We start from the raw sequence: 21,901 nt of genomic DNA on the forward strand, positions 1-21,901 counted from the left end.
CTTAAGCGCCTGAACGCGACAGCAGTGCAGGGGCATTGCCGCGCAACGTACCGCTGATTTGTTGGGCACTCGCTGACAATAACAGCACGCACAACACCAGTAAGGCACCGGGTAATACGGCTAACCACCACTCCCCGGCCAGCAAATACTGACTGGCTTGTGACAAAATCACCCCGATTGCCGGAGTGGCCGGATCAAAACCAAAGCCCAAGAAGGTCAGTCCTGCCATGTGTGACAAGGCTTGCGGCAACATGACCAACATCCCCGTTAACCACTGTGGGGCAATATGGGGGACGATATGCCGCCACAATAACGGCAAACGGCGATGCCCAAATTGCTGCGCCAGGTGGAAATACGGAGAATGGGTTACCGCCTGTAAATCACACAGCAGCAAGCGGGTGAGACGCGGCCAATGGCTCAAGGCAATGGCGGCAACAATCCCCACTGCGCTGCCACTCGCATCCGCCGCGACTGTCGTACTCATCGTCACACCGCTGAACGCCAGCGACAGCAGAATCATCAACAGCAGATGCGGTACTGATAAGCACACATCAATGGCAATCCGCACACTACGGTGTACCCAGCGATTTGCTGCCGATCCCAAGGCCAACAACAACGCCAACAAACTGCTCAACAATACGGCAAGCGCCGCTAACGTCACACTGTGATAAAGCCCTTTCAGACTGCGGGTCAGCATATCCCGCCCTAACCAATCGGTTCCGAAGGGATGGGCCCAGCTCGGTGGAAGATTACGCGCCAGCACGTTGAGATCTAACCCCGACGATGGATACAGCGCTGCGATCATCATCAAGCAAACGATGCCCCAAGCTGACCAAGGAATGTGGCGGCTCATCGTCTTACCCCCGGCGTCAGCCAGTCGGCACACAACGACGCCAATGCATTCCCCACAAACACCAGTACCGCACTGAGCACCGTGGCGCCCAGAAACAATGCCGTATCATGGGTCAACCCAGCCTTCACCACGGTTTGACCCAGCCCCGGGTAATTGAATAAGGTTTCCGCCAGCATGGATCCACTGAACAGCTCCGCAAAGCTGGCCAAGTGCAACACCAATGCGGGCACCAAACTGTTCTTCACCACATGAAAGCGCACGCGCGCCCAGACACCTTGTCCGTGCATTTGCGCATACTGCACGGGCGCATCACGCAATACATCCACCACTTTTTCGCGGGTATGCAATATCAACGGCGCCATATACACCAGCACCAAGGTTGTCATAGGCAACACCATATGTCGCAGCAAGCTGCCCAGTCCCTGCTCAAACACACCATCGCCATAAGGCGCGGCACAGCAGGCCGGCAGCCACGACAATTTGACGGCAAACACGGCAATCAGCACCATGCCTAACCAGAACGGCGGCATCGCCGATAACACCCAAGCGGTTGTGCGGATCACCCTATCCGGCCAACGGTTCGCACACAGTCCCGCCAGCAGCCCCAGCCCGTAACCGACAAAAAGGGCCAACAACCAACTGATGCTCATCAATAACAAAGAGACCTGCCCGCGCTCCCACAACACAGTTAACACCGGTTGACGATAGAGCACCGACTGCCCCCAGTCACCGACCGCCACATGGGCCAGCCATTGTGAAACTGACGCCCATACCGAACCTTGCTCGCCCAACTGTGCTGCCAGCACCGCCTTTTGCGTGGCCGAAACGGCAAACAGGTTACCGTTCAGGTATTGTGTGACCGGATCCAGAGGCGAGAAATGCAATAAACTCGCCGCCACGATCACCACCAGCAACAACTGCACACCCAGCCGGACGACGAAGCGGATAACAAGGCGCATCAGGGTTTGCATTGCCACGTCCAATCCGTGATGTTATTGGTGAGCGGCCAACCATGGGCATGCGGCTCCATCATCGGTTTGCCCAAATCCAAACACGGATTACCTGCATACACGTGGGTCAGATTCACCAACCACGTCCAAGGAACATCCTGATAAATCTGCTGCTGAGCCTGACGGAAATGGGTCATGGCCTGTGACCACGAAGGCGCAGATTGCGCAGCATCCAATTCACGATCCACAATCGGGTTGGCGTAATAGCCACTGTTATAGAAATCCACACCTTGATACTGGCTGTGGTAGGTGTAACGCATCTCGCTCGGAGACAATGCGCCAAAACCGAACAGCACTGGCGAGCGATGCATTACCTGACTAATACGCTCCCAACGGGTGCCTTGAGTAGCCACTGCAATCCCTAATGGTTTGATCATTTGTGCGATCGTCAGGGCCAGTTGCTCACGAATGCTGTCACCGGATTTGTAATAGAGCGTGAACGTCGCTCGCACGCCATTTTTGGCACGGATCCCGTCATCTTGCACTAACCAACCGGCTGTCGTGAGCGCTTGTTTTGCGGATTGCATTGCTGCTTGTTTGGCTTCTGCATTGACCGTACCAGTCGGTGACAGGCCGCCCTTTTCAGCAGGGGCAATACTCCACGGTAAGCCATCGGCAATGGAATACGCGGTGCGCGCGTAACCGTCCAGCAAGGCATGCACCAGCAACTCACGATCAATGGTGCTATCAATGGCTTGTCGAATCGCTTTGTCTGACGTCACATCATTGCCTTTGTCGTGCCCGTCGAACGGCAACATCGGCCACGCAATACCACGATTGTCGACACTGGTGATACGCCACTGTTTGATTGTCGCTGGCAGTGTTAGGGCATATTGGGGTGGGATCGCCGCTAAATCGATCTGGTGCGACAACAATTGGGTATAGCGACTGGCTTCATCACTGAATACGATAATCAGACGCGCAAGATGCGGCTTCTCGCCGTGATAATGCGGGTTAGCGACCAATTCTAACGATTGGCCTTTTTGCCAACGCACAAACTGATACGGCCCCGAGCCCACCGGATGCTGGGCATAATCCGGGCCATACGCGTTCTGCGGCACAATGCCCAGTGAAGCCAGCGTATCGAGAAAACCAATGTCAGGCTGCTTAAGGTGAAAGATAACGGTCTCTGCATCCTGCACATCCACCTTGGCCAAGTTGGTCAGGTCATACAGTGAAGCCACCGATTTCGCTGTGCGGTACGTAAACGCCACATCACTGGCCGTTAGTTGTGTGCCATCGCTGAAGACCAAATCAGGTTGCAGGCGCACTGTCCACGTTGTGCGATCAGGTGATAAAGTCCAATGCTGAGCCAGATCGCCAGCGACTTCTCCTTCACCCGTGCGTTTTAGCAAGGCGGATTGGATCAGGGGATTGTTATAGCGCCCCCAGCCATAAATGGGATCAAACCCCGCTGTGGGCTCATCCCCCAAGGCAATCGTCACCGGTTGTTGATAGACCGAGGCCACTGATACCAAGGGCGCCGACACCGAAGCTGCCGACACCGAGGGCGCAGCCTCCGCCGGCAAGGTGATAAGCAAAGAGAGACACAGTGCAGACAAACGCACTCGACGCCCCCCCTGTCGCGAAGACGTATTATTATTCGTGATCATGGTGAAGGCCGTACCACAGTTGGCCCAGCGCAATGCTGGCATCGTTAACAGGAAGCTCGGTACTGGACAGCACCGGCATACCACAAGCATTCAGCTTTTGCTGGCACAGCGCATTGAGTACGGTGTTTTGAAACACCCCACCACACAGCACCACGCAGGGTGAGGGATCATCAGCCCTGTCTTGCGTACAGTTTTGCGCACAGCCTTGCGTGCTGTCTTGTGTACTGTCTTGAATAGGGTCTTGCTCGGTAGCGAAATGGCTGACGGCGAACTGCTGCACGGCATCTGCTAATGCCGCGATAAAGCCCCAGGCAATCGCACCAATACGCTCGGGCGTCAATGGTAATGCAACTACCACCTCGACGATCTGCGCAAACAAGCCTTGGGTATCCCATAGAGGAACATTACCCTCAACTTTTATGAGTGGCAGCGTGAAGGACAACGCTGAGGCCAAGCTTGCCGCATCCTGCGTTCTTTGATTTTGCGAGCTATGATGTTGCGGGCTATGAGGTTGCGCGGAATTCCGTTGTTTACTATGCCGTTGCGCGGCGTCAGCCAGTTTCATGCCCGCTTCCCCTTCATATGGCGCGTTACCGACCAAACCGAGTAATCGAGCGACGGCATCAAACAAACGCCCCATCGAAGAGCACGGCACACAAGCTGCTTTTTCTTCCCACAGGCGATGCAGGTTATGAATCCAACGAGGATCGACCTCTGCCAACGCCTCTAATTGCATGGCGACAATCGCCTCCACACTGTAACGTTCAAACAGTAATGCCAGCAGCAAACGGGTTGGATCCTGCACCGCCTTATCGCCGCCGATCAGCATAAATGGCGCAAGGCTGGCGACACGCTGGTAACCATGGATATCGGCCACCATGGCCTCTGCGCCCCAAATGGTGCCGTCGTCCCCAAGGCCTGTGCCATCAAAGGCAAAACCCAGCACCGGTGCCGTGCGTTGATGCATCGCCATTTGCGCCAGAATATGGGCGTAATGGTGCTGCACAGTGATCACTGCAGGCTGTGGTAAACATGCCGCTTGAGCCAAAGCGGGGGCCAGTCGGCTTGAGGCGTAATCCGGATGCTTATCGCACACCGTTAGCGTGGGCGTTAACCCATAACACTGCTGCAAAAAGGCCACGGTTTGTTGGTAATGCTGCTCACTGGCAAGGGTATGCAGGTCGCCAATATACGGGCTCACCACCATTTGCTGGCCAAACGCCAAAGCCACGCTGTTTTTCTGCTGTGCTCCGGCAGCAAGGAGGACTTGAGATGTCGAACAAGAAACCGGAGTAGGTAGAGGAAAAGGCAAAGTCAATGGCGCATAACCGCGCCCCAATCGCATCAGCATGGGCTGGTCATTGCACACCTGCACCACACTGTCGTCACACGGGTGCGCGATAGGACGGTCATGATCCAAAATGCCATCCACGACATGCGCCAAGTGCTCAATCACAGCTTCTTCAGACGTTAAAATCGGCTCGCCACTGATATTGGCCGACGTCGCCACCAGCGGGCGCGCCAAGCCTTCGAGCAACAAGGTATGCAACGGCGTATAAGGCAACATCACCCCTAAAGCATCTAGATCTGGGGCAACAGCTTCTGCGATGTTGTTTCGCGGATCTTGTCGCTTTGTCATCAGCACAATCGGGCGTTGGCGACTTGTCAGGGCATTCCAAGCGGCCGGCGTTCCCTCGACCAGCGTTTGCGCCATCGCCTCGTCCTTAACCATCACCGCAAAAGGCTTTGCCGGACGGTGCTTGCGCGCACGCAGTGATTGCACAGCAGTCGCATGGGTGGCATCGCACATCAGGTGAAATCCCCCCAACCCTTTTATCGCAAGGATCTTACCTTGTGATAGTGCCGTCATCGCCTGTGTTAGTGCGGCTTCTCGCGCAGCGAGTTCTGTCCCTTGTGGCGATAACAACCGCAGCTGCGGGCCACAATCGGGGCAACTGATAGGCTGCGCATGGTAACGGCGATCCAGCGGATCATGGTAGGCACGTTCACAAACCGGACACATGGCAAAGTCTGCCATGGTCGTGGACTGACGGTCATAAGGCAGTTGGCGAATGATGGAATAACGTGGCCCGCAATTCGTGCAGTTAGTAAACGGATAACGATAAAAGCGACTGGTGGGATCAGCAATGTCTTGCAGGCAATCCGGACACGTCGCCATATCCGGCGACAAGGCGACGGATGCACCGGATTGAACATCTGATGCTGCTGTTCCAGACGCACAACCTTCACTGCGGATAATTTGGAAGTCCGTCAATTGCGGATCCACCGGCAGCGAAGTTACGGCATGGCTGTCGATTCGCGCCAATGGCGGCGGATTGGCAATGATCGCCGCCACACAGGCATCCACCGCCGCCGACGCACCTTGCAGATGCACCGTCACCCCTTGTGCATTGTTCAGCACCGTGCCGTTCAAACCGAACGCCATCGCACTGCGGTAGACAAAAGGTCGGAAACCGACCCCTTGTACAATGCCCTGAATGGTGAGTTGGCAATGGAAGGCTTCAGCCTCGTCAGATACTTTGAACACCTTGTCTGTTCTGAACACCTTGTCTGCTATGAACCCATTATTCGCTTTGCACTCCGACACCGTCATTACCACCCTCGGCCTCGGCGCTGCTTCAACAGCAAGGCGCCCACACTCAGGTTGCTGCTATCCAGTGCCAAACGGCGGTTGGCAAATAACGGAAAGTTTTTCCCAACGCGTACGGCTAAGCGTTGCGCGAGGCATTCATTGGCCATTTCATTACCCGCCAGCACCACTTGCTCAATGCCGTATTTGCCATCCAGATGTTCAATCCAGGTCGCCAAGTGATCCGCCAGTGAATCCATGATGCCAAACGCCAGCTTAGGCACTAACGCATCATCACCATCGGTCGCCAAACGAAACGCCATCACACTGGCTAGCGTCTGATAAAAATCTAATCCGCTGATGGATCGTCCGCTGATGGATAGCCCGCTGATGGATACGTTAGACTCTTGATTATCATCAAGACTTTCATCAAAACCGATATCAATGCGATGAGCATTCTTGCCTTGAAAAGACATCGCCGCCGCAATAACCCGATCGGCCAGTTGCTGAACAGACTGCGCTGTTGTTGCCAGCCCCATCACGCAAGCACACGCGGCAAACAAGGTGGTCAGGTTATCGCGCGGGCCAGTAAAGTGCATACCTACGAGTTGTGCGGTGTCTTCTGGAAAACGGGCTGAAAAACGGCTCAGCAAATCATGGCGACCTTGCGCTTCCAGTGCCTGCCACCATTGCTGACCGGTTTGCGGCAACGGACGCAACCGAAAGAACACCTCCGGATTCAGACGCGGATCCAACACCACCAACTGACCCGGTGATTGGTTGCTGAAATAAATCACCGCCTGATGACGCCATACGTCTGACTCAATGCTGCCCGCATGCAATGCACACAACGCATGACTGGTACGATCCGAGGTATCCCGAGACGGCGCAGACAACGCAAAGGTGACAATATTTTTGTGCCAGTCGGCGCGTAAACCTCGCACCGTCGCGCTGTCATGTAACGGCGCTTTCAATCCGGCAAACGGCGCAGGTACCGAACCCGCTGCGTCAACGTCGCATTCAGACCATTGATTGGCGACCCACGCCACCGACAGTTGCGGCGCATCGGTGCGATAGAACAGATAATCCACCCCTTGCTGGCGCAGGATTTCAGCCAGCACCGAAAGTGCGCGATGCCAGGCAAAGCGCACCCCGTACAAGGTCTGCGTGATGGGAGGCTGCTGAGACGACGGTTTAGCAAACAGCGTCACCACCGGTTTTTCCACACTGGAGAGCGCCATCACATGGTGATGTTCAGCTGAAAAATGGGCCGCCAAGCGGTTCGGGTTACACACCAGCACGTGAGCCCGTTGCGGTGTCGCGTCCGTAAACGGCAATGTACGTAATGTGGTGCGATGCCCGCCAACCGCCAGCGTCACCTCGCCTTGCTCACGCAACTGCTGCGCAATCCCCTGAATGTCAGTAAACGAAATCGCCGCCGAAGGATGTTGTTCCCCATGGCACACGGGACAAGCTAAATCGGTCTGGCCAAATTGCGGCGACTGGTTATCCGCAAACAAAGGATGGCAATGCTGACAAAACGGGCCGATGACAGTGCGAGTTTTGAGCGGGATCCGCCCACCGATACGAGAATCGACCGCCTCAATGCGGGCATCCGTCATCCAAACCGAGTAGAGAAAGTCTTTACCAATGGCAGCCGCCAAGGTTTCCAGCTCTGCCTGTTCGCCCTTCGCTTCCAGAAAGAAACAGCCGTTGCACCAACCGATCGTGATCCACAAGGGTGCATAGTCGAGGTAGCGGTTGCACATCTGGGCGTACACGGCCACTTTGCGTGAACATGCAAAAGAAAATCGAAGTAATTTCATACGGTTTATGCCTCACCGCAACAGGAAGAATCATGCTTGTTCGCATGGGCCTTAAATGAATCCGGGATCAGCGCGGTGATATCCACATTTGCCACCCGCTGACAGGTGATGCCCAGCCCTTGCAGATGGTTGAGCAGGGTTTGCTCCATGAGCGGGATCCCCGCCTGAATCTGCGTTGTCAGGCCAAGATGCATCGGCTCTAACACGGTCGGCACCATGCCAAGGATCCAGGTATCGGGCCGATCGCCCACCATCTCCATCATGATCAGGGTCTGCAGCATCTCCACTTCATGGGCACTGCCTTGCCAGTCAATTTCCGGTGGCGCATTGTCGAAATTGAAGTAATACACCTGACCGGGCTTGGCACCGGCGGCATTAACGGTATCCACCACGATCAGGTGATCGTAACGGGCCAAAATCGGGGTGAGCCCTTGCGCCAACGTGCCGCCATCAAGGGTGTCGATCTGGTGTTCAGGGTGAGAGAAGCGGTAGTTTTCCGCGATGTAATTGACGAAATGTACGCCGACTCCTTCGTCGGCGTACAAGACATTGCCAATTCCCAATAGCAATATCTTCATTCAGCATCATCCTTACGGACAGATTGGTAATCGTAACCAGACAGAATGGAATCGGCAGAACCATTGCGGAAACGGATCCCCGTCCATACCACCATGTAGATGTGAAAAAAGACGAAAATGATAAACGCCCACGTCACATAATGGTGCCACAAACGCACGTTCGCTAACCCGCCCATCCATTGCGTCAACTGATCGGTAACAGGCAACAACATCGCCGCCACCCCGCCGTGGTAGACGTTGTCATACAGCATCAAACCAGTCACGCACATGAAGATCGCCAAGGTTGAGATCCCGGCATACACCACCAACTGCAGCGGGCCGTATGCGCCGTGGTGCGGCGGTTTACCCATCCACAAATAGGCTTTGATTTGTTGCAGCCAGCTTTTGGTGCTCAGGGCATCATTGATGGAGCGTCTTTCCACATTGCTGCGGCTAAAGAAGAACAGGTACACCCGCGCCATGGTGATCGCCACCAGCATGAAACCAAACACTTCATGGGCAAAGCGGATCCAGCCATTCACCAGCACATCACTGCTTTCCGGTGCGACAAGAAACGGCCACGAAATGTAAAACCCGGTGATCACCAAGGCGGTGATCGCCAATGCCCGCAACCAGTGACACACGCGGATCACTACCGAAAAGACCCGCTCCCGTTTATAGAGCACTGCTTCGCTACTCATCACGGACTCCTTAGAATGCGTTCGGATCGATACGGAACTGACTCAGCGACTGACCTTTGTAGTCCATCACGTGCACCGAGCACGCCATGCAAGGGTCGAAAGAGTGGATCACACGCAGAATTTCCAGCGGCTTGGTCGGATCGTCCAACTTCAGCCCCACCAGAGAGGCTTCGTACGGCCCCACTTTGCCATTGCCGTCACGCGGGCCAGCATTCCAGGTGGTCGGCACCACCGCTTGATAGTTTTCAACCAGACCGCCTTTAATGCGGATCCAGTGGCTCAACAAGCCTCGTGGCGCTTCAATCATGGCAAAACCTTTGTATTCCACATCAGCGTTCAGATCCGGCGCAATATAAGTCGAGGTGTCAGACTGAATGTTATTCACCAAGGCTTCAAAGGTGCGGTTACCATGACGCGCCTGCACCAAAGTATGCAGCATGCGGGCAGCGGTACGACCGAGGGTGGTAAACAGGGCGGCTTTTGGCAAACCGGTACGCGCCAAGAACGCATCGACGATCTCCACCACTTCCGGCACACCACGCCCGTAGTTCACTAATACGGCCGCTAACGGGCCCACTTCCACCGGCTCACCGGCATAACGTGGCGATTTCACCCAAGAGTATTTCCCTTCGCCATCCACCGTTGGCAGGGTGCCAAACACAGTTTCACGCTCAACAAACGGGGTATGTTCAGGAATGGTAGTGCCATCCAGCGGGTGTTGCGGATGCTGGGCGTTGTACCACGAGTGAGTCACGTCTTCTTCAATCTTGTACGGGTCAATTTCTTCAACATGGGCGAGATCGCCATTACGGATGATCCCGCTCTTGAACAAGTACTGGTTCTGGCCGACAAGGACATCGTTGGTCGACATGAAGTTACGCACATTCACCCCGCCCAATACGGACGGCTCTTGTCCGTAAGCGGCGGCTGCCATGATGAGATCGGCCTGATAAGCGCGTTCAATAAAGTCCACCACGGTGGCGCGGCGCTGAGCCCATTCCTGCAAGCGGGCCGGGTTGATCATGTCGCGCACACAGGTGATCCCACCGACGACAACAGATTGCGGATGCGGGTTCTTGCCGCCCCAGATCGCCATCATCTCGGCCACTATGCGCTGAATTTCCAACGCTTTGAAATAGTGTGACAGACCAATCAGGTTCTGCTCAGGCGTAAAGGAATACGACGGGTTACCCCAATACGCGTTGGCGAACGGGCCCAATTTGCCGGTATCAACAAACTTCTTCACTTTTTCCTGTACCGCGCGCAACTCGCCTTCGCCTGCCGCCATCGGGGTATCGGAATATTGCATCGCCACCTGGGCGGCCTTGGCTGGATCCGCTTTTAACGCAGAAACGACATCTATCCAGTCAAGGCCGTGCAGGATATAGAAATGCACGATATGGTCGTGCATGTGCAAAGCTTCCAACATCATCGAACGCAGGTATTTGGCGTTCATCGGCACCGCTGCGCCAATGGCATCTTCCACCGCCATGGTGCCGCACAAATAATGCGAGAACGTACACACGCCGCAGATCCGCTGTACCAGCAAACCCACATCAAACGGGGTACGGCCTTTCAAAATGATTTCCAGCCCACGGAACAGGGTCGATGAGGCCCAGGCTTTTTCGATCACATTGTTCTCATCCACTTCGACTTCAATGCGCAGATGCCCTTCAATACGGGTGATCGGGTCAATGACAATACGCTTGCTCATTTTTCGTTGTCCTCATCGTTATAAGCGCCAGCAAAGAAACTGCCCACTGCGTGAGCCCCAATGCCCAAGGCAGTCAAGCCAAGGGTGACGGCACCAATGGTGTCGGCAGTAGCATCCAATCCGTGTAACAGTTGGCGGCCCAGTGGCTTTTCAAAGTCAGCCATGTCATCCCAGAAATCCGGTTCAGAACACCCAATACAACCGTGACCGGCCAGCACCGGCCAACTGGTGTGGTTGTTAAAACGCTCTTGCGGACAGTTGTTATAGGTGTATGGCCCTTTGCAGCCCATTTTGTACAGGCAGTAGCCGTTTTCAGCGGCTTCATCACCGAACTCTTCCACGAACTCGCCGGCATCAAAGTGACCACGGCGTTCACAGTTATCGTGGACGCGCGCGCCATAGGCCCACTTAGGACGGTTGAAGGTATCCAGCGCCGGCAACTTGCCAAACATGATGTAATACATCAGGGTGCCAACGATATTGGAGGAACTTGGCGGACAGCCGCCCAAGTTGATCACCGGGCGATCAATCACCGCATGCACACCTTTTGCGCCGGTCGGATTAGGCTTGGCCGCCTGTACGCCACCAAAAGAGGCACAGGTACCCACCGAGATAATCGCTGCTGCGCCGGCGGCCGCTTCTCGCACCATGTCTAAACCGGTACGGCCTTTACAGCCCAGCGTCAGAAACGCCCCGCCATTAGCAGTAGGCACAGCCCCTTCAACCGCCAACAAATACTGGCCATGATAATCACGCATGGCCGCATCAAGATTTTCTTCTGCTTGCCAGCCCGCTGCGGCCATCAGGGTTTCCTGATATTCAAGCGAGACATGATCAAAAATCAGGGTGCTGACATCCGGTGTGGACGAGCGGATCAATGATTCTGAACAGCCGGTACATTCGGCCATGTGCAGCCAAATCAACGGCACGCGATCGGCCAGTTCCGCCGCTTCTGCCACCATCGAACTGAACGGCATTGGCAAGGCTAACGCCGCCGTCAGGGTTGCACTCCACACCAGAAATTCCCGTCGGCTAATGCCGTTTTCTTCCAGACGTTCCTGCAAAGGCTGTTGTTTTTTGCTGGGGAGCTGACGCAATTTCGCCAGCCGGGATTGTCCCAGCGCATAAAGGGCAGCATGTGTGTCCATGGCTCATCCTTAATTTGAGAGTGATGATGTTTTTGGTTTTATATCGAGGAAATATCAGCCGGCGGGATACAAGCCCCACCCGTTGACTATTTGTTACCTGTCGGTAGAAAAGCAGTCGGCGTTCAGGTCGCCATCTCTAGCTGCATCAACAGCAGATCTTCGCCGTCTATCACGGTCGTATCCCGGCCATGGCATTGCGGGCAAATGACCTGTCGATGCGGCATCTCAACATCTTGTTGGCAGGTATGACAGTGGATCACCAAAGGCTGTATCTGCATCTGCAACTCGGCGTTACGGCAAACCCCTTCCAGCTTGAAGGTATCAAAAGCGGTTTGGAGCAATGCCGGCTCAACGCCACTGAGTTGCCCCACCTTGATCGCCACCCGGGTGATTTCCCGCGCGCCGTTGGCACGGGCATGGCTTTCACACTGTTCGATCAAGGCACTGACAATGGAGTACTCGTGCATCAGCAGATCCTCGGCAACAGTTCGCCCTGCGGCACATCGAGGTAACGCAAGCTGCCCCACGGCGTCGCCAATAGCACTTTGCCCAATTGTCGTTGGTCAACACAGCCGATCTCAGCAGCGGCAGGACAGCAAGCAAACGTGGTCATTACGGCCAAGGCGTCAGCCACTTGATCAGCAGGCAAGGCCAGCACAAAGGTGCCTTCGTTGGCCAAATCAAACGGTTCCATGCCGTACAGTTCACACAGACCGCGCACCGTATCGCGCACCGGAATCGCGGCTTCCTGCAAGGTGATGCCCACGCCAGCGGCACGGGCCCATTCATTCACGACGGCCGACAATCCGCCCCGAGTGGCATCGCGCATGGCATGAATATCAATACCCGCTGCGATTAATGCGTCCACCACTGGCCACAAGGTCGCACAGTCACTGTGCAGATCCGCTTCCAGCTCAAGGCCTTCGCGGTTCATCAGCACGGTCGCCCCGTGACAGCCAATATCGCGCGACACGATAATGGCATCACCAGGTTGAAGGTTGTGGGCAGAGATCCCCGCTTGAACCACTTGTCCCAGCCCAGCGGTATTAATGTAAATGCCGTCAGCACACCCGCGCGGCACGACCTTGGTATCGCCACACACCACGCGCGCACCACACACTTGCAGCTCACGCGCCATACTTTGTACAAGGGTTTTCAGGGTCGCCATCGAGAACCCTTCTTCAATGATGAAGCTGCAACTGAGTGAGTGAGGTTTCGCCCCCATCATCGCCAAATCATTCACGGTGCCGGCCACGGCCAGTTTCCCGATATCGCCCCCTTTGAAGATCAGCGGCGACACGGTAAAGCTGTCGGTAGTAAATGCGGTCTCGCCGGACAAATTCAGCACGGCGGCATCTTCTTCGCGTTGCAACAACGGGTTATCAAACGCAGAAAAGATGATGTCTTTGATCAGCCGCCCCATTTCTTCGCCACCACCACCGTGACTCAGTTGAATGTATTGCTCTTTCATTGCGGATTTCCTGTGGTTAAGGCATTCACGGCATCGGCGTTTAATACGCCCTGATAGCGGTAATAGGCATTACACGCCCCTTCTGAGCTCACCATACAACTGCCTAGCGGGCGCTGCGGCGTACAGCCTCTGCCAAAGACACGGCAATCGGCAGGCTGGGCCAAGCCACGTAAAATGTCGCCACACTGACAGGCTTTGTGATCGTCTACCGCTTCATCACTGAGGATTGCGGCAAAATGGCGTTCGGCATCTCGGTGCGCAAAAGACGGTTTCAGTTGCAACGCGGAATGAGGAATGGGGCCTAACCCACGCCAGCGAAAAACGGCGCGAGGTTCGAAATAGGTATTCACCCACTGCTGGGCGGCCACGTTGCCATCCTGACTGACGGCGCGGCTGTATTGGATATCGACCGAGGCTTCGCCGGCGACTTTCTGGCGAACCAGACGCAACACGGACTCCATCACATCCACCGGTTCAAATCCGGCGACGACGACTGGCGTGCCATACTGTGCCACCAACGGTTGATAGATCTTCGCGCCCTGAATCACACTCACATGAGACGGCCCGATAAAGGCGTTCACCTTCACTTGCGGATCATCCATCACCGCATGAACGGCCGGTGGTACCAAGACATGGTTGATGTGAAATAACAGGTTATCGATGCCTAATGCCTCTGCCTGTTGCAGCAAAACGGCGGTCATCGGGGTCGAGGTTTCAAAGCCAATGGCAAAGAACACCACGGTTTTATCCGGGTTTTCCTGCGCAATGCGCAAGGCATCCAGCGGATCATACAGAGGACGCACATCGCCGCCTTGGGCACGGCATTGCGCCAAGCTGCCACGGGAGCCGGGTACGCGGATCATGTCACCCAAGGTCACCAAAATCACATTGGGCTGCTGGGCCAAGGTGATGGCGTGATCGATGCGCTCTTTAGGCATCACACACACCGGACAACCCGGGCCATGAATGAACTGAATGTTGTCTGGCAACAAGCCTTTAAGGCCAAACTTCATGATGGTATGGGTATGACCGCCACACACTTCCATGATGTGTAACGGCGCATTGAGCTGCGCCGCTTCCTGCTGGATCAATTGCGCCAAATAACGCACCGTCTCTGGGTTGCGAAACCCGTCATAAAGAGGCTTTATACTGGACTGGGCATTCATCGTGGACATGAGCCGTTTCCCGCCTCCAGCTTGTCGATCATTTCCTGATACAACGCGAGGCTTAATTCCGCATCGGCTTTGTCGATTTTGTTCATCACAAAACCAATGTGGATCAGCACATAATCGCCAATGGCAAGTGGCTCCATGTAGAGGTGACGGCTGACTTTACGTTGCACCCCTAAGGATTCGACGGTGACGCTGAGCGTTTCGTCATCAATGGCAATAATTTGGGAAGGAACCGATAAACACATACTGCGCGCCTTACTGCATCTGGCTATTAAGCCATGCCACAACAGGAGCCAGCGTGTCAGGCTGCTTCACCGACACCTCTAGCACAACCGCATTCGGGTTAAGCTTGGCGACCTGCTCACGGGCGGCTTCCAGGCTGAAATCAAAATGCGGCAACAAATCACACTTGGTCAGTAACACCAAATCAGCGCGGCGGAACATCACCGGGTATTTTTCAATTTTGTCATCGCCTTCCGGTACCGAGACCAGCACGATATTTTTGTGGGTACCCACATCGTAGCTGGCCGGACACACCAAGTTGCCGACATTTTCTACAAAGCAGATATCCAGATTATCCAGCGGCAGGTGATGCAACGCACCGTGGACCATGAAGGCATCCAAGTGACAAGCGGAGCCGGTTTGGATTTGGTAAGCCGCAATGCCCTGCGCCTGTAAACGGTCGGCATCGCGAGAGGTTTCTAAGTCACCTTCAATCACGGCGTAACGCAATGACGTATATTGATGCAGGTGCTCCAGTAACGTAGTTTTGCCGCTGCCCGGGCTACTCATGAGGTTAAATGCCTTCACCCCATGCTGTTCAAAATGGGCGCGGTTATGGGCGGCTTCCGCATCGTTTTTGTCTAGAATTTTATGTATGACACGCAGCGTCTTTTTATCATTCAGTTGTGGATTATGAACAACGTCGTGATGATGATCTTGTTGATGGTGATGATCCGTCAACGAACAGCCACAGTCTTTACACATAACTACTCCAAACACATTCTGTTTATTTGTTTTCTTATTTCTGTCACATTCAAAGAAAATACATTGACGACGTTTTAAATGAGCAACCGAGGATTAAAATCGTTCACCACCATGCCTTGATTGAATACGGATGAATAATCACGAATTGAATAATCGCGGCATGACGAAAGTGAACAGCAATAAATTCGCTGGTGAGTTACCATGCACTCACACTCATAAAAATACACATCAGCGCACGACCTCAAATAAGGTCGAGATGGCTAAGGTGTGTCCCTTAATTTTCATCACTCAAATTTTAAAAATATCTCTCTGAAAATGCACAAAATATCAACTGATAGGATCGTCAATATCACTCTTGTCGGCCATCTTAGTCCTGCGTACAGCAAGGACAAACACATAAAACTTCAATCTAACTTTGTATTTTTATACGTTTTTAGCATTTTTATGCGTTAATGAGACGTATTCTTGCGAACGACAGCGGAAGAAATGAATAGTTAATGAAGTGCCAATAAGCGGGGAAAAGAAGGGACAAAGAAGAGGACAGATAATAAAAATCGGTGATAAAAACAGCGACAATAAACAGTCAAAACGACAAAGAATCCGTAAAAGTCACCGTTATACTTTCAAAATAACCGTTATACCTTCACAGTGACCATGCAGAATATGTTCACGCATACTGCTTTATTATGAGCGTCGATAATTCATCATACACAAACGATAGCGATAAAAATGACACTCGAAAAAGGGGCCAACAAATAGGACTAGCAAAAAAGAAAAACAGTCCCTGTAATGAAAATAAACACTACATCCCTAAAAATCAGGTAAAGACTTTAGGTCATTACCTTAGCTCATTGGATTAGCTCATTAATTGAAAACTGATCATGCTGTTATAACAAGACTGCGCACACTGACCACAGCCTTTGCATAATGCTGTATCGATACGCGGTTTCGCATCCTCTTGCCACACCAGTGCGCCGTAGGGACAACTGCTCTCGCAACTGTCGCAAAATCCATACATATTTTCACAGCTGTTCGCAATGGTCGCGACCAAGCCGGTATGCGCCGTTTGCTCAGCCAGTGCCAAGGTAGGGCACGCTTGCTGACACCGCCCACACAGATCGCACGCGGCATAACTGATATCAATCGCCGCGACGCCTTTCTCCATTGTGATGATCTGGCTTGGACACGCCGAAGCGCACAGGCCACATCCATCACACAAGCGTAAAAACAACGATTCATCCACCGCAAAAGGCGGACGCGCCGCCTGACGGGATAGTTTTTCTGACGCCAGAATTTCTGGCGCAGAAGAAGATGTCGCCGCCGCACGCCAACGGGTGAACAGGCGGCGTTTGCTGTGATCAATGGTCTCAGTACTCGACATCACGGTAATCTCGTTTTAGTGCAACGACAATGCCGTCGCGGGCACACAGCGCCTGTAACAATGCAGCAGTCGTCTCAGACAACATGCGATAAGCATTAACGGTCGTGGCCGCATGAAAACGCTGATGAAAATGATCAAACCACGGCATCAAATGTTCAGCCAACAGGATCTTAGCGCGATCGTTGCGTTCTGCTTCCAGCAACATTCCCAAGACCATCAGCATCAAACCGATTTGATCTTCCGGCTCACGCATGTCGGAATCCAACACAAAACCGCACTGCTGTAAGAAATGGCGATACACGATGGTCGATTCACCAAACAACACCGCTTCTTTGTCGATGTACGCCGATCCCCACGGTGGTGCCGGCATCTCCCCTAGCCCGGCAAACAAGCGATCATGCTCTTGTTGAAGCGCCGCACGTTCCGTCTGTTGAAAGGCCTTTAGCAGGGCATTCAATTCAGCGACCGGCGAGTCAACATGTTGCTGTTGCAGTTGTAATAGCGCCGTCACATTCGCAGCGTCGTAATCTTTAGGCGCATAGTAAAACAGGGCACCGAACAGTTTCAGTACCGTACTCATGTCTTGTTGTTCAAGTTGGGACAGTTGCATAGCGAACCTTTGATAATGGGGAAAGCGTAGAGTGATGAGGGAGTCAGAAAACTCGTGGCAGTAATGACAAGACGTGGGGCGAACGCGCCGCCCCACGGGATATCATGATCAGAGCTGATCAGTACAAGCCGGACGTGAAGTGCATGCCGTAAAACACATTTCGGCCCAGCAGGTCTGCCACAAACAGCACGATAAATGCCACCACAACCAGACGGTTTTTCTGACGCGGTGTTTGAGCAAACAGTTCTGCGTAACGCCACAAGGCACCGGCAGCCACCAGCAACAGCACATGACCCGCCACATAACCTGATAGTTGTGTGATTTGTGCCAGACCACTGTGGATCGCAGTAGAGATCCCCGCGAAATACAGCACGTGCATCACCACGAACGCCACATTCAAGCCAATCAGTGTCAGACCCGTCCACATCAGGCGACGGTTAACCGATTCCACGGTGATATCTAAGACGGTCAGCAAGGTGTAACCAAACAGCACGCCCGAGGTCAGTACCGTGAACCAGAAGGCCAAAGTGGTCATTGGGGTAAACCACGCCGGCACGGTTTGGATCAGATACACTTTGGCCATGGCGAACATGAACACCACGCCCACCGCAACAGATAGCAGGTTCACCACTTTGCGCACGCTGTCGTTGCCGATTTTCATGACAGACATCAGCCAGTACAAACCCGCCAGCGACAGGAAGCCCGCCCCGGTTAAGATCTCATTGGACAGCGCAGCGCTACCCACACGGTTTAACGCATTGAACGCACGCAGCGGGCTGCCCAAGTGGGTGGTCGAGAACAAAAAGCCCACACCCATGAATACCAAAATGGCAAAACGGGCAATGTACAGGCGCGCATCTGCTACACCCGGCTTCTTAAAACGGTCAAACAGGTTGACTGTCAAATGTGCACCGACAGCGGTTTGAGCCAGAACCGTAAAGGCGACTAAGGGTCCTTCGTATAACATTATTTCACCTCTCGTGGGTTCTGCAGGAAGCCAGTGCGATCGTTTGACGGACGGCCATTCGGATTAAGCTTCACAATCAGGTTCGGGCTGGTAATGCGGGAATCCGGCAGCGGTGCTACATCGGCATTGCTGCCGTATTTCGCGCGCAGCTCGTCAATCGGACCAAACTCAATGGCACGCAACGGACAGCTGTCGACACAAATTGGCATCAACCCTTCTGCTACGCGCTCGTAACAGCCATCACATTTGGTCATGTGACCCTTTTCTTCGCTGTATTGCGGCGCACCGTAAGGACACGCCATGTGACATGACTTACAGCCGATACACACGCTTTCATCGACAACCACAAAGCCGTCTTCTTCACGCTTGTGCATCGCCCCCGATGGGCACACTTTGGTACACGCCGGATTTGAACAGTGGTTACAGGAAATAGACAAGTAGTACGCAAACACGTTTTGACGGAAAGCGCCGTCTTGCTCGGTCCAGTTGCCGCCCACGTACTCGTACACACGGCGGAAGTTACGATCGACGCCTAAATCTTTATTGTCTTTGCACGAAAGCTGACACGTTTTGCAGCCGGTACACTTACTTGAATCGATATAAAAGCCATACTGCTTCGCGCTGCTCATTATTTCGTCCCCATTTTCTTAATTAGTGTCACTTCAACGAGGTTGGTATGGCTCGGATTCGATTTCGCCAGCGGACTCGGACGTTGCGTGGTCAATACGTTGATGGAACCAGCTTGGTCAATGCCTTTACCGTTCGGCGTATACCAGGCACCTTCACCCAGACCGACCACGTGCGGCATGATGCGCGGTGTCACTTTAACGCGCACATGCAGTTCACCGAACTTGCTGCGTACGCTAACCAAATCACCGTTATCAATGTTGCGCTGTGCGGCATCTACCGGGTTGATCCACAACTCTTGTGGTGCAGCGGCTTTCAGGATATCGACGTTACCGTAGGTTGAGTGCGCGCGGGCTTTGTAGTGGAAACCCGTTAGCTGTAATGGGAACGCTTTACGATCCGGGGAATCCCAACCGTTAAAGGTCGACACGTATTCCGGCAACGGTTTGATGGATTCATCCGCATCCAACTCCCACTCTTCACCGATTTTCGCCAGTGTCTCAGAGTAGATTTCAATCTTGCCTGATGGGGATGGCAATGGGTTCGCTTCTGGATCTTGACGGAAAGCTTCAAACGCCACGTGTGGACGGTCAAACTGCTTCTTGTAGATCCCTTGCTGACGCATGGCATCGTAAGACGGCAGTTCCGGATCGTTATTCTGTTTAACGGTCTCGGCATACATCCATTGCAGCCACTCTTCCTGCGTACGACCTTCGGTAAAGGCTTCTTCTACGCCCATACGCTTAGCCACACCAGACATGATCTCGTAAATCGGCTTACACTCGAAACGCGGTTCAATGGCTTGGCTGGCAAAAATGAAGTACGGCATCGACGCTGCTGCACCATCCATACAGAAGTCGGATTGCTCTGACGTTGTACAATCTGGCAGCACGATATCGGCGTATTTAGCGGATGAGGTCATGTGGTTGTCGATCACCACAATCATTTCACACGCTTTTTCATCTTGCAGGATTTCGTGGGTACGATTGATTTCTGAATGCTGGTTGATCAGACAGTTACCGGCATAGTTCCAGATGAACTTGATATTGTTTTTCAGCTGCTTAACGCCTTTGATGCCGTCAGTTAAATCGGTCATCTCAGTGCCACGGAAAATCGCATCCGTCCACAGGAACATTGGGATAGACGCCGTGATCGGGTTAGGCACTTTCGGGAAACGCTGGAACGGGTAAGAATGGTTACCTTCACGGGCACCGGTACCGCCACCTTGCAGGCCAACCTGACCACGCAACAACGACAACATCATGATGGCTTTACATGCCTGCTCACCGTTAGCAGAACGCTGTAGGCCCCAGCCCTGTGTGATGTAAATGCGCTTCGCATCACCGATTTCAATCGCCAGTTTGGTGATCACATCGGCTGGAATACCGGTAATTGGCTGTGCCCATTCAGGGGTTTTCTCGATGCCATCCGGGCCTGTACCCATGATGTAATCTTTGTAGCTGCCGTTTTTCGGTGCTGAGGCTGGCAAGGTGTTGCGGTCGTAGCCGACACAGTAGCGATCCAAGAAATCTTGGTCGACTTTGTCTTTGCTGATCAACACATGGGCAATGGCAGCAACCAACGCCGCATCGGTACCGTGTTTGATTGGGATCCACTGATCTTCACGGCCAGCGGCCGTGTCGGTGTAACGCGGGTCAATACAAATGGTGCGGGTCTGGCTGATGTTCTTCGCATCCACATAGTTGTGAACCTGACCACCACCCGACATACGTGTTTCCGCCGGGTTGTTACCGAACATCAAACACAAATCGGCATTTTGAATGTCATCGATGGAGTTGTTATCCACCCATGTACCGTAGAAGTACTCTGACATACATTCGATGTTAGCCGCCGAGTAGTCACCATAGTGGTTCAGGTAACCACCACACAGGTTCATCATGCGGGCAACCAAGGTCGCACTTGGATCCCAACTCTTGGTCACCGTGCCGCCTAGCGTACCGGTACCGTAGTTCAGGTAAACCGCATCGTTACCGTAATCTTTAATAATACGCTGAAGGTTATTACCAATCAGATCATAAGCCTCATCCCAAGTGATGCGCTTAAATTTGCCTTCACCACGCTTGCCCACGCGAAGCAATGGGTATTTCAAACGGTCAGGAGAGTAAACACGGCGGCGCATTGAACGGCCACGCAAACAAGCGCGCACCTGGTGATTGTGGTTATACACATCATCACCGGTGTTGTCGGTTTCTACCCATTTAATTTCCCCATCCACCACGTGCATGCGCAATGGACAACGTGAACCACAGTTCACCGTACAGGCAGACCAGACAATTTTTTCATCCGGCTTTGCTGGCGTTTCTTTCGCCATGGCTTTAGAAGCAAACGGCAGTGAGATCGCATTACCTGCCAATGCTAAAGCGCCCAGTGCCGAGCCGCCTTTTAATGCATCACGCCGCGTTATTTTAAACTTACCATTCAGGCTCATGGTTTTTCCTAATATCTGATTGAATTAGGCAGAGGCACTTAATGAATAACTTTATTAATTAGGCACGGAACACCCTATATGTAGCAATATATTGCCTTACATATTCGTACACCGTGAAAAGTCATCAATTAAGCGAAATAGAATCAATGCTGTAGCACACCAATCCCCTACCGCTACCGACAACCTTATCGATTAGGGATTTTGTGATGTTGACCTGTATCAATG

Annotated in this window: 19 protein-coding genes; all 19 read right to left on the reverse strand. The window is 53.4% G+C overall.

The window, feature by feature from the left end; all coding sequences use genetic code 11:
- Window position 1: 1 nt before the first annotated feature.
- The 19 genes from ACSF8W_RS12345 to ACSF8W_RS12435 all read right to left on the reverse strand — a co-directional run bounded on the left by ACSF8W_RS12345 (window position 2) and on the right by ACSF8W_RS12435 (window position 21,676).
- On the reverse strand, window positions 2-853 hold the full coding sequence (locus ACSF8W_RS12345; RefSeq protein ID WP_500847627.1) for an ABC transporter permease: 852 nt from the start codon (window positions 851-853) through the stop codon (window positions 2-4).
- Window positions 850-1,824, reverse strand: a complete 975-nt coding sequence (locus tag ACSF8W_RS12350; RefSeq protein WP_500847802.1) for an ABC transporter permease — start codon at window positions 1,822-1,824, stop codon at window positions 850-852. Before ACSF8W_RS12350 ends, ACSF8W_RS12345 begins: the two co-directional genes overlap by 4 nt.
- Window positions 1,812-3,476, reverse strand: coding sequence for an ABC transporter substrate-binding protein (locus ACSF8W_RS12355; RefSeq protein ID WP_500847628.1), 1,665 nt, complete (start codon window positions 3,474-3,476; stop codon window positions 1,812-1,814). Before ACSF8W_RS12355 ends, ACSF8W_RS12350 begins: the two co-directional genes overlap by 13 nt.
- Complete coding sequence (gene hypF, locus ACSF8W_RS12360) at window positions 3,463-6,024, reverse strand: carbamoyltransferase HypF (protein ID WP_500847629.1); 2,562 nt, start codon at window positions 6,022-6,024, stop codon at window positions 3,463-3,465. The genes ACSF8W_RS12355 and hypF overlap by 14 nt, the downstream gene beginning before the upstream one ends.
- A gap of 65 nt (window positions 6,025-6,089) precedes the next feature.
- Entirely contained in the window at window positions 6,090-7,892 is a 1,803-nt protein-coding gene (locus ACSF8W_RS12365) for a hypothetical protein (protein ID WP_500847630.1), read from the reverse strand.
- A gap of 5 nt (window positions 7,893-7,897) precedes the next feature.
- On the reverse strand, window positions 7,898-8,470 hold the full coding sequence (locus tag ACSF8W_RS12370; RefSeq protein WP_500847631.1) for a HyaD/HybD family hydrogenase maturation endopeptidase: 573 nt from the start codon (window positions 8,468-8,470) through the stop codon (window positions 7,898-7,900).
- Window positions 8,467-9,150: a Ni/Fe-hydrogenase, b-type cytochrome subunit gene (gene cybH, locus ACSF8W_RS12375; RefSeq protein WP_500847632.1), complete on the reverse strand. Its 684-nt coding sequence runs from the start codon at window positions 9,148-9,150 to the stop codon at window positions 8,467-8,469. Before cybH ends, ACSF8W_RS12370 begins: the two co-directional genes overlap by 4 nt.
- 10 nt (window positions 9,151-9,160) lie before the next feature.
- Window positions 9,161-10,864 (reverse strand): nickel-dependent hydrogenase large subunit, encoded by a 1,704-nt coding sequence (locus ACSF8W_RS12380; protein WP_500847633.1) that lies wholly within the window; start codon window positions 10,862-10,864, stop codon window positions 9,161-9,163.
- Complete coding sequence (locus ACSF8W_RS12385) at window positions 10,861-12,012, reverse strand: hydrogenase small subunit (RefSeq protein WP_500847634.1); 1,152 nt, start codon at window positions 12,010-12,012, stop codon at window positions 10,861-10,863. Before ACSF8W_RS12385 ends, ACSF8W_RS12380 begins: the two co-directional genes overlap by 4 nt.
- Window positions 12,013-12,134: 122 nt before the next feature.
- Window positions 12,135-12,479, reverse strand: a complete 345-nt coding sequence (hypA, locus tag ACSF8W_RS12390; RefSeq protein ID WP_500847635.1) for a hydrogenase/urease nickel incorporation protein HypA — start codon at window positions 12,477-12,479, stop codon at window positions 12,135-12,137.
- On the reverse strand, window positions 12,479-13,483 hold the full coding sequence (hypE, locus tag ACSF8W_RS12395; protein ID WP_500847636.1) for a hydrogenase expression/formation protein HypE: 1,005 nt from the start codon (window positions 13,481-13,483) through the stop codon (window positions 12,479-12,481). Before hypE ends, hypA begins: the two co-directional genes overlap by 1 nt.
- The gene (hypD, locus tag ACSF8W_RS12400) at window positions 13,480-14,658 is read right to left on the reverse strand and encodes a hydrogenase formation protein HypD (RefSeq protein WP_500847637.1); all 1,179 of its coding nucleotides are present in this window, start codon (window positions 14,656-14,658) and stop codon (window positions 13,480-13,482) included. Before hypD ends, hypE begins: the two co-directional genes overlap by 4 nt.
- Window positions 14,646-14,900, reverse strand: coding sequence for a HypC/HybG/HupF family hydrogenase formation chaperone (locus ACSF8W_RS12405; RefSeq protein WP_500847638.1), 255 nt, complete (start codon window positions 14,898-14,900; stop codon window positions 14,646-14,648). Before ACSF8W_RS12405 ends, hypD begins: the two co-directional genes overlap by 13 nt.
- Window positions 14,901-14,910: 10 nt before the next feature.
- Window positions 14,911-15,642: a hydrogenase nickel incorporation protein HypB gene (gene hypB, locus ACSF8W_RS12410; protein ID WP_500847639.1), complete on the reverse strand. Its 732-nt coding sequence runs from the start codon at window positions 15,640-15,642 to the stop codon at window positions 14,911-14,913.
- Between the two features lie 856 nt (window positions 15,643-16,498).
- Complete coding sequence (locus ACSF8W_RS12415; protein WP_500847640.1) at window positions 16,499-17,023, reverse strand: 4Fe-4S binding protein; 525 nt, start codon at window positions 17,021-17,023, stop codon at window positions 16,499-16,501.
- Complete coding sequence (locus ACSF8W_RS12420; protein WP_500847641.1) at window positions 17,010-17,633, reverse strand: TorD/DmsD family molecular chaperone; 624 nt, start codon at window positions 17,631-17,633, stop codon at window positions 17,010-17,012. The genes ACSF8W_RS12415 and ACSF8W_RS12420 overlap by 14 nt, the downstream gene beginning before the upstream one ends.
- A gap of 118 nt (window positions 17,634-17,751) precedes the next feature.
- On the reverse strand, window positions 17,752-18,600 hold the full coding sequence (locus ACSF8W_RS12425) for a dimethyl sulfoxide reductase anchor subunit family protein (RefSeq protein WP_500847642.1): 849 nt from the start codon (window positions 18,598-18,600) through the stop codon (window positions 17,752-17,754).
- Window positions 18,600-19,229: a DMSO/selenate family reductase complex B subunit gene (locus tag ACSF8W_RS12430; protein ID WP_500847643.1), complete on the reverse strand. Its 630-nt coding sequence runs from the start codon at window positions 19,227-19,229 to the stop codon at window positions 18,600-18,602. Before ACSF8W_RS12430 ends, ACSF8W_RS12425 begins: the two co-directional genes overlap by 1 nt.
- Window positions 19,229-21,676 carry a DmsA/YnfE/YnfF family dimethyl sulfoxide reductase gene (locus tag ACSF8W_RS12435; RefSeq protein ID WP_500847644.1) on the reverse strand — a complete coding sequence of 816 codons (2,448 nt, stop codon included), beginning with the start codon at window positions 21,674-21,676 and terminating at the stop codon, window positions 19,229-19,231. The genes ACSF8W_RS12430 and ACSF8W_RS12435 overlap by 1 nt, the downstream gene beginning before the upstream one ends.
- Window positions 21,677-21,901 lie beyond the last annotated feature (225 nt).

Source organism: Photobacterium sp. 270122K (assembly GCF_059941365.1).

Coding starts and splice junctions, on each gene's coding strand:
- ACSF8W_RS12430 (WP_500847643.1), bottom strand. CDS start 19,229: ATGAGCAGCGCGAAGCAGTATGGCTTTTATATCGATTCAAGTAAGTGT.
- ACSF8W_RS12415 (WP_500847640.1), bottom strand. CDS start 17,023: ATGTCGAGTACTGAGACCATTGATCACAGCAAACGCCGCCTGTTCACC.
- ACSF8W_RS12405 (WP_500847638.1), bottom strand. CDS start 14,900: ATGTGTTTATCGGTTCCTTCCCAAATTATTGCCATTGATGACGAAACG.
- ACSF8W_RS12435 (WP_500847644.1), bottom strand. CDS start 21,676: ATGAGCCTGAATGGTAAGTTTAAAATAACGCGGCGTGATGCATTAAAA.
- hypA (WP_500847635.1), bottom strand. CDS start 12,479: ATGCACGAGTACTCCATTGTCAGTGCCTTGATCGAACAGTGTGAAAGC.
- ACSF8W_RS12420 (WP_500847641.1), bottom strand. CDS start 17,633: ATGCAACTGTCCCAACTTGAACAACAAGACATGAGTACGGTACTGAAA.
- hypD (WP_500847637.1), bottom strand. CDS start 14,658: ATGTCCACGATGAATGCCCAGTCCAGTATAAAGCCTCTTTATGACGGG.
- ACSF8W_RS12385 (WP_500847634.1), bottom strand. CDS start 12,012: ATGGACACACATGCTGCCCTTTATGCGCTGGGACAATCCCGGCTGGCG.
- ACSF8W_RS12365 (WP_500847630.1), bottom strand. CDS start 7,892: ATGAAATTACTTCGATTTTCTTTTGCATGTTCACGCAAAGTGGCCGTG.
- ACSF8W_RS12370 (WP_500847631.1), bottom strand. CDS start 8,470: ATGAAGATATTGCTATTGGGAATTGGCAATGTCTTGTACGCCGACGAA.
- ACSF8W_RS12380 (WP_500847633.1), bottom strand. CDS start 10,864: ATGAGCAAGCGTATTGTCATTGACCCGATCACCCGTATTGAAGGGCAT.
- ACSF8W_RS12355 (WP_500847628.1), bottom strand. CDS start 3,476: ATGATCACGAATAATAATACGTCTTCGCGACAGGGGGGGCGTCGAGTG.
- ACSF8W_RS12350 (WP_500847802.1), bottom strand. CDS start 1,824: ATGCAAACCCTGATGCGCCTTGTTATCCGCTTCGTCGTCCGGCTGGGT.
- hypB (WP_500847639.1), bottom strand. CDS start 15,642: ATGTGTAAAGACTGTGGCTGTTCGTTGACGGATCATCACCATCAACAA.
- cybH (WP_500847632.1), bottom strand. CDS start 9,150: ATGAGTAGCGAAGCAGTGCTCTATAAACGGGAGCGGGTCTTTTCGGTA.
- ACSF8W_RS12345 (WP_500847627.1), bottom strand. CDS start 853: ATGAGCCGCCACATTCCTTGGTCAGCTTGGGGCATCGTTTGCTTGATG.
- ACSF8W_RS12425 (WP_500847642.1), bottom strand. CDS start 18,600: ATGTTATACGAAGGACCCTTAGTCGCCTTTACGGTTCTGGCTCAAACC.
- hypE (WP_500847636.1), bottom strand. CDS start 13,483: ATGAAAGAGCAATACATTCAACTGAGTCACGGTGGTGGTGGCGAAGAA.